Genomic DNA, 6,441 nt, shown 5'->3' on the forward strand with positions numbered 1-6,441 from the left:
GTCGTACGCGTCCGATGGTCGTGCGAGGGCCGGCCCGTACGACCGCCGGCCTCCGCCCCGCACGACCCGCGCCGTCCCGCCCCGCCCTCGCCCCCGCCCTCGCTCAGACCAGCAGCAGCACGATCAGCAGCAGCGCGCCCGCGGCGGCCGGGGCGATGACGGGCCAGCACCAGCGGGCCTCGGTGAGGCCCTTCTGCGGGGAGTCCGTGTCGCCCGCCAGCTCGCGCAGTTCGCCGAGTGCCACGTCGCCCTGCGGGTGGCGGATCTCGCGCGCGGTGGCGGTGTGCCCCGTCTTCTCGCCCCGGCTCATCGCGCGGGCCTCGGCGCGGGCCGCGCGCTTGCGGCCGCGCAGCGAGACGGGGAGCGCCCACAGCTGGAAGACCTTGCCGTCCGCGTCGACGGCCTCGTTGGAGTAGCCGGAGCGGAGCGCGGCGACGGCCTTCCAGGGCAGCACGATCGTGCGGAAGGGGTTGCGGACGCGCAGCCGCTCCGTGTTCGCGTACACGGCGGGCCGCAGCGTGAAGGCGATGACCAGCGGAATCACGCACAGCAGCGCGGCGATCGCGATCCACGGGGTGCGGTCCTCGCCCAGGACGATGGCGTCGGCGCCCAGCCAGCCGCCCAGGATCAGCAGGAAGACGCCGGCGGCGATGCCGGCGGGCGAGCGGTAGATCCGGTCGGGAGCGGCCGGCGAGGGCTCGGGCGCCTCCGGTGAAGGCTCGGGAGCGGCCGGCGAGGACTCGGGAGCGGCCGGATCGGGCTCGGAAGCGGCCGGGTCGGGGGTCGTCATACCCCGATTCTCCCCCACGGGCCGCACAAGCCCTCGGGCTCCCCACCGGACACGGGCGACACACCCCCGCGCGGGCCCCCCGGTCCGCCCTCCCGAGCCCCCGCACCCCCCTGTACAGACCGCTACGCGCGTAGATATGCTCCCCTGGTGAGCATGCCCACGACTCCCCCCGTCCCCTCTCCCGCGCCACGGGCCGCCGCAGGGGCCGCGTTCGCCGAAGTGAGCGCCTCCGACGCCTCGTTGCGGCGCTTCCTGCACGGTCTGCCCGGGGTCGACCCGGTCGGCCTGGAGGCGCGTGCCGCCGCGCTCGGGACGCGGTCCGTGAAGACGGCCGCGAAGGTCCGCGCGATCGACCTGGCGATCTCGATGATCGACCTGACGACGCTCGAAGGCGCCGACACCCCCGGCAAGGTCCGCGCGCTCGCCGCCAAGGCGCTGCACCCCGACCCCACCGACCGCTCCGCGCCCCGCGTCGCCGCCGTCTGCGTCTACCCCGACATGGTCGCGACGGCGAAGGAGACGCTCGCCGGGAGCGAGGTCCGTATCGCCTCGGTCGCGACCGCGTTCCCCGCCGGGCGCGCCCCGCTCGCCGTGAAGCTCGCCGACGTCGAGTCCGCGCTCACGGCGGGCGCCGACGAGATCGACATGGTCATCGACCGCGGCGCCTTCCTCGCGGGCCGCTACGCGAAGGTGTACGAGGAGATCGTCGCCGTGCGCGAGGCGATCGGGACCCGCGCCCGGCTCAAGGTGATCTTCGAGACCGGGGAGCTGTCCACGTACGACAACATCCTGCGCGCCTCGTGGCTCGGGATGCTCGGCGGCGCGGACTTCATCAAGACCTCGACGGGCAAGGTCGGCGTCAACGCGACCCCGGCGAACACACTGCTCATGCTCCAGGCGGTACGGGACTTCCGCGCCGCGCACGGGGAGCAGGTCGGGGTGAAGCCGGCCGGTGGCATCCGGACCACGAAGGACGCGATCAAGTTCCTCGTCCTCGTCGCCGAGACGGCGGGCGAGGACTGGCTGAGCAACGCCTGGTTCCGCTTCGGTGCCTCGGGGCTGCTCGGCGACCTGCTCATGCAGCGCCAGAAGCTGGCCACGGGCCGCTACTCCGGCCCCGATTACGTGACGGTGGACTGAACTCATGGCACACGAGACCCCTTCCGCCGGGCCCGCTCCGGCCTTCACCGACTACGCACCCGCGCCCGAGTCGCGCGCCGCGGTCGAACTGGCCTCCTCCTACGGCCTGTTCATCGACGGCGAGTTCACCGACGCCGCCTCCGGCAAGGTCTTCAAGACCGTCTCCCCGGCGACCGAGGAGGTGCTTTCCGAGGTCGCGCAGGCGGGTGAGGAGGACGTCGTACGGGCGGTCGCCGCCGCGCGCCGCGCCTTCCCCGGCTGGGCGGCGCTGCCCGGCGCCGAGCGCGCCAAGTACCTCTTCCGCATCGCGCGGATCGTCCAGGAACGCGCGCGCGAACTCGCCGTCCTGGAAACGCTCGACAACGGCAAGCCCATCAAGGAGACGCGCGACACGGACATCCCGCTCGTCGCCGCGCACTTCTTCTACTACGCGGGCTGGGCCGACAAGCTGGAGCACGCGGGCTTCGGTCCCGCGCCGAAGCCGCTCGGGGTCGCGGGCCAGGTCATCCCGTGGAACTTCCCGCTGCTCATGCTCGCGTGGAAGATCGCGCCCGCCCTCGCGGCGGGGAACACGGTGGTCCTCAAGCCCGCCGAGACGACCCCGCTCAGCGCGCTGTTCTTCGCCGACATCTGCCGGCAGGCCGGGCTGCCCAAGGGCGTCGTCAACATCCTTCCCGGGTACGGGGACGCGGGCGCGGCCCTCGTCGCGCACCCGGACGTGAACAAGGTCGCCTTCACGGGCTCGACGGCGGTCGGCAAGCAGATCGCCCGCACGGTCGCGGGCTCGGCGAAGCGCGTGACGCTCGAACTGGGCGGCAAGGGCGCCAACATCGTCTTCGACGACGCCCCGGTCGAGCAGGCTGTCGAGGGCATCGTCACGGGGATCTTCTTCAACCAGGGCCAAGTGTGCTGCGCGGGCTCGCGGTTGCTCGTGCAGGAGTCGGTGCATGACGAGGTCGTGGACGCGCTGAAGCGGCGCCTCACCACCTTGCGCGTGGGCGACCCGCTCGACAAGAACACCGACCTCGGCGCGATCAACTCGGCCGAACAGCTCGACCGCATCACGCGGTTGACCGGCCAGGGCGAGGCGGAGGGCGCCGAGCGCTGGAGCGCCCCGTGCGAACTCCCGGGCTCGGGCTACTGGTTCGCGCCGACCGTCTTCACGAACGTCACGCAGGCGCACACCGTCGCCCGCGAGGAGATCTTCGGCCCGGTCCTCTCCGTCCTCACCTTCCGCACCCCGGCGGAGGCCGTCGCCAAGGCGAACAACACGCCGTACGGGCTCTCGGCGGGTATCTGGAGCGAGAAGGGCTCCCGCATCCTCGCCGTGGCCGAGAAGCTGCGCGCGGGCGTCGTGTGGGCCAATACCTTCAACAAGTTCGACCCGACCTCGCCCTTCGGCGGCTACAAGGAGTCGGGTTACGGCCGCGAGGGCGGCAGGCACGGCCTGGAGGCGTACCTCGATGTCTGAGAAGAGCCAGAAGAGCGAGAAGACGGCGAAGCAGGCGAAGGGCGGCCCCAAGGCAGCCGCCGAGCCCGCCCTGGAGGCGAAGGCCCCCGGGGCGAGCGCCCCGGCCCCGCGCCTAGGCGTCTTCAAGACCTACAAGCTGTACGTCGGCGGGAAGTTCCCCCGCAGTGAGGGCGGCAGGGTGTACGAGGTGAGCGACGCGCACGGCGAGTGGCTGGCCAACGCCCCGCGCTCGACGCGCAAGGACGCCCGTGACGCGGTCGCGGCGGCGCGCAAGGCGTTCGCGGGCTGGTCGGGCGCGACGGCGTACAACCGGGGTCAGGTCCTGTACCGCGTCGCGGAGATGCTGGAGGGGCGCGCCGAGCAGTTCGCGCGCGAGGTCGCCGAGGCGGAGGGCCTGGACCGGGACGCGGCGCGCGCCCAGGTGGACGCGGCCGTGGACCGCTGGGTCTGGTACGCGGGCTGGACCGACAAGCTCGCGCAGGTCGTGGGCGGCGCGAACCCGGTCGCGGGGCCGTTCTTCAACCTGTCGACGCCCGAGCCGAGCGGGGTCGTCGCGGTGCTCGCGCCGCGCGAGTCCTCGCTGCTCGGCCTCGTCTCGGTGCTCGCGCCCGTCCTCGCGACCGGCTGCACGGCGGTCGTCGTGGCGAGCGAGGAGCGCCCGCTGCCCGCCCTCTCGCTCGGCGAGGTCCTCGCCACGTCGGACGTTCCCGGCGGCACGGCGAACATCCTCAGCGGCCGTATCGCCGACCTCGGCCCGACGCTCGCCTCGCACCAGGACGTCAACGCGATCGACCTGACGGGCGCGGACGGGCAGGAGGCCGTGGACCTGGAGATCGCGGCGGCGGACAACCTGAAGCGGGTCCTGCGCCCCTCGGCGCCCGCCGAGGACTGGACCGCGCCGCCCGGCCTGCGCCGCATGACGTCCGTCCTGGAGACGAAGACGGTATGGCACCCGACGGGCTCCTTGGGAGTGGCGGGCTCCTCGTACTGAGCCCCCGGACCGCGTTGTCCACACCTGTGCGGGCCGCCCCCGACCTGGGGACGGCCCGCACAGGCATACGTCAACGGGGGTGCCGGGGCGCGGGGCGGGAGCGAGCCGGGGTCCGCGAGGTGAGTGAGCACTCACCCTCCCGCAGAGCCTGACTCTTCGTATGCGTCAGCCTGTGGATAACCCCGAATTTCGCCATCGAAACGGAAATCTCCTCACCCTTTCGAGTGGCGGCCGTGACGAGTTTCGCGAAGTTGTCCACAGATTTGGGCGGACGGGGCGAAATGGGGCGGTGGGGGCGCGGAAACGCGAAAGACTTGTTGTGGGGTGCCCCCCTGGGAGGGCGGGGGCTGTCCTGGGGGGCACTGGCTGTTCTGGCGGCACTGGCTGTCCCGAAGGTCAGGGGCTGTCCTGCTCGCCAGCCCCCTCAGCAGCTCCCCCAGCCAAGCCAGGCCGCCCCGCACGACCACCCCTCACACCCCCGTCCGACCGCCCCGCACAACAGCCCCCCTACGACCGCCCCGCACGGCCGCCCCGTCCAGCCCCCACCGCCCCCTCAGCCCCCCACCGCCCCCCTCAGCCCCCCACCGCCCCCCTCAGCCCCCGATCCCCAGCGTGTGCACCACGTCCCCCGCCACCGGCAGCTCCGCCAGGCTCGCGCCGCTCGTGACCGGGCCCGTGACGTCCGTCGTGCCGACCGGCTTGAAGTCGGCGACCTGCGTGCCGACGCCGTTGGCGAGCGGGTCCGTGCCCGTGCCCGCGAGGGGGTCGAGCTGGAGGTTCGTGACGCCGCCGAGGCCGTACGTCGTCGCCGCCTTCAGACCCTGGCTCGCGCCGCCGAGCGCGGCCTGCGTGTCGAGCTGCTTGCCCAGGCCGGGGGCGAGCGAGCCGAGGTCCGGAGCGGCCGTGCCGAGGTCGGGCGCGACCGTGCCCAGCTCCGGGGTCGCCGCGCTCGCGCTCGCGGCGGCGCCGCCGAGTGCCGCGCCGGCGACGGCGATGCCGAGTCCGGCCCGCAGGAGGGCGCGCGAGGAGGATGAGGTCTTTGCGTGTCGTGCTGCTGCCATGACTGCCACCTGCCGGTTCGGTACGTGATCGTGTGCGCACGCAGCGTAGGCGAGGTGTCGGTCGGGTACCAAAGCGCGCCCCGGCGGGTCGGGGCGCCGGGTGCATGCCGCACACTGGTTCCTCGTGAGTCCCCATCCCGCCGTACCGGTCCGGGTCGTCCTGCTCGCCGGGCCCTCCGGCTCGGGCAAGTCGTCCCTCGCCGCCGCCTCCGGTCTGCCCGTCCTGTCCCTGGACGATTTCTACAAGGACGCCGACGACCCGACCCTGCCGCTCGTCGCGGGCCCGGGCCCGCAGCGCGACATCGACTGGGACTCGCCGCTGTCCTGGGACCGCGAACGCGCGCTCACCGCGATCGGCGAGCTGTGCCGCACCCGCTCGACCGAGGTCCCCGTCTACTCGATCGCCGAGAGCACCCGTACGGGCACGGAGACGCTGACGCTCGACCGCTCCACGCCCCTCTTCATCGCCGAGGGCATCTTCGCCGCCGACATCGTGCGCAGCTGCCGCGAACTCGGCGTACTCGCCGACGCGCTGTGCCTGCGCGGGCGCCCGAGCACGACGTTCCGGCGGCGGCTCGTGCGCGATCTGCGCGAGGGCCGCAAGTCCGTGCCGTTCCTGCTGCGCCGGGGCTTCCGGCTGATGCGCTCCGAGCGGGCGATCGTGCAGCGGCAGTCGGCGCTCGGCGCGCACCCCTGCGGCAAAGAGGAGGCGCTGGGCCGGCTGGCCGCGGCGGCCTGCGCGCGGGGACCGGTGAGCCCGGCGGTACGGGAGCCGGGGACGGCCCGGACGGCGGGCTGAGCCGGAGCCGCGGCTGAACCCGCGCCGACCCCGGCTCGCGGCGCGCGTCCGAGAAGGTACGTACGACAGGCGGCCCGCTGCTCCGCAAACGGCGGCGGGACCGGAGGCCCCCCAGCCCTCCGGTCCCGTGCGGCAACCACCCCCGTGGTCGCGACGCCACCCCCGTGGCGCCCCGGTCCCCCCCCCCGC

The 6,441-nt window shown here is 73.8% G+C and carries 6 protein-coding genes; 4 read left to right on the forward strand and 2 right to left on the reverse strand.

The genetic code is table 11. From position 1 onward, the window contains the following. Positions 1–103: 103 nt before the first annotated feature. Positions 104–790, reverse strand: a complete 687-nt coding sequence (locus G3I42_RS32745) for a PH domain-containing protein (protein WP_164291311.1) — start codon at positions 788–790, stop codon at positions 104–106. Positions 791–943: 153 nt separating this feature from the next. Between G3I42_RS32745 and deoC the strand changes: the two genes are divergently transcribed. The 3 genes from deoC to G3I42_RS32760 are packed head-to-tail and all read left to right on the forward strand — an operon-like array spanning position 944 to position 4,392. Next, positions 944–1,930 carry a deoxyribose-phosphate aldolase gene (gene deoC / locus G3I42_RS32750; RefSeq protein WP_164291312.1) on the forward strand — a complete coding sequence of 329 codons (987 nt, stop codon included), beginning with the start codon at positions 944–946 and terminating at the stop codon, positions 1,928–1,930. 4 nt (positions 1,931–1,934) lie between these two features. Beyond that, on the forward strand, positions 1,935–3,401 hold the full coding sequence (locus G3I42_RS32755; RefSeq protein ID WP_164291313.1) for an aldehyde dehydrogenase family protein: 1,467 nt from the start codon (positions 1,935–1,937) through the stop codon (positions 3,399–3,401). Then, entirely contained in the window at positions 3,394–4,392 is a 999-nt protein-coding gene (locus G3I42_RS32760) for an aldehyde dehydrogenase family protein (protein ID WP_239096837.1), read from the forward strand. Before G3I42_RS32755 ends, G3I42_RS32760 begins: the two co-directional genes overlap by 8 nt. Positions 4,393–4,985: 593 nt before the next feature. Here G3I42_RS32760 and G3I42_RS32765 read toward each other — a convergent pair. Further along, positions 4,986–5,453 (reverse strand): hypothetical protein, encoded by a 468-nt coding sequence (locus G3I42_RS32765; RefSeq protein WP_164291314.1) that lies wholly within the window; start codon positions 5,451–5,453, stop codon positions 4,986–4,988. 100 nt (positions 5,454–5,553) lie between these two features. Between G3I42_RS32765 and G3I42_RS32770 the strand changes: the two genes are divergently transcribed. Further along, a complete protein-coding gene (locus G3I42_RS32770; protein WP_164291315.1) occupies positions 5,554–6,252 on the forward strand; it encodes a uridine kinase in 699 nt (232 codons plus the stop codon). Positions 6,253–6,441: the final 189 nt, after the last annotated feature.

Source organism: Streptomyces sp. SID11385 (genome assembly GCF_010548245.1).
Classification (GTDB): Bacteria; Actinomycetota; Actinomycetes; order Streptomycetales; family Streptomycetaceae; genus Streptomyces.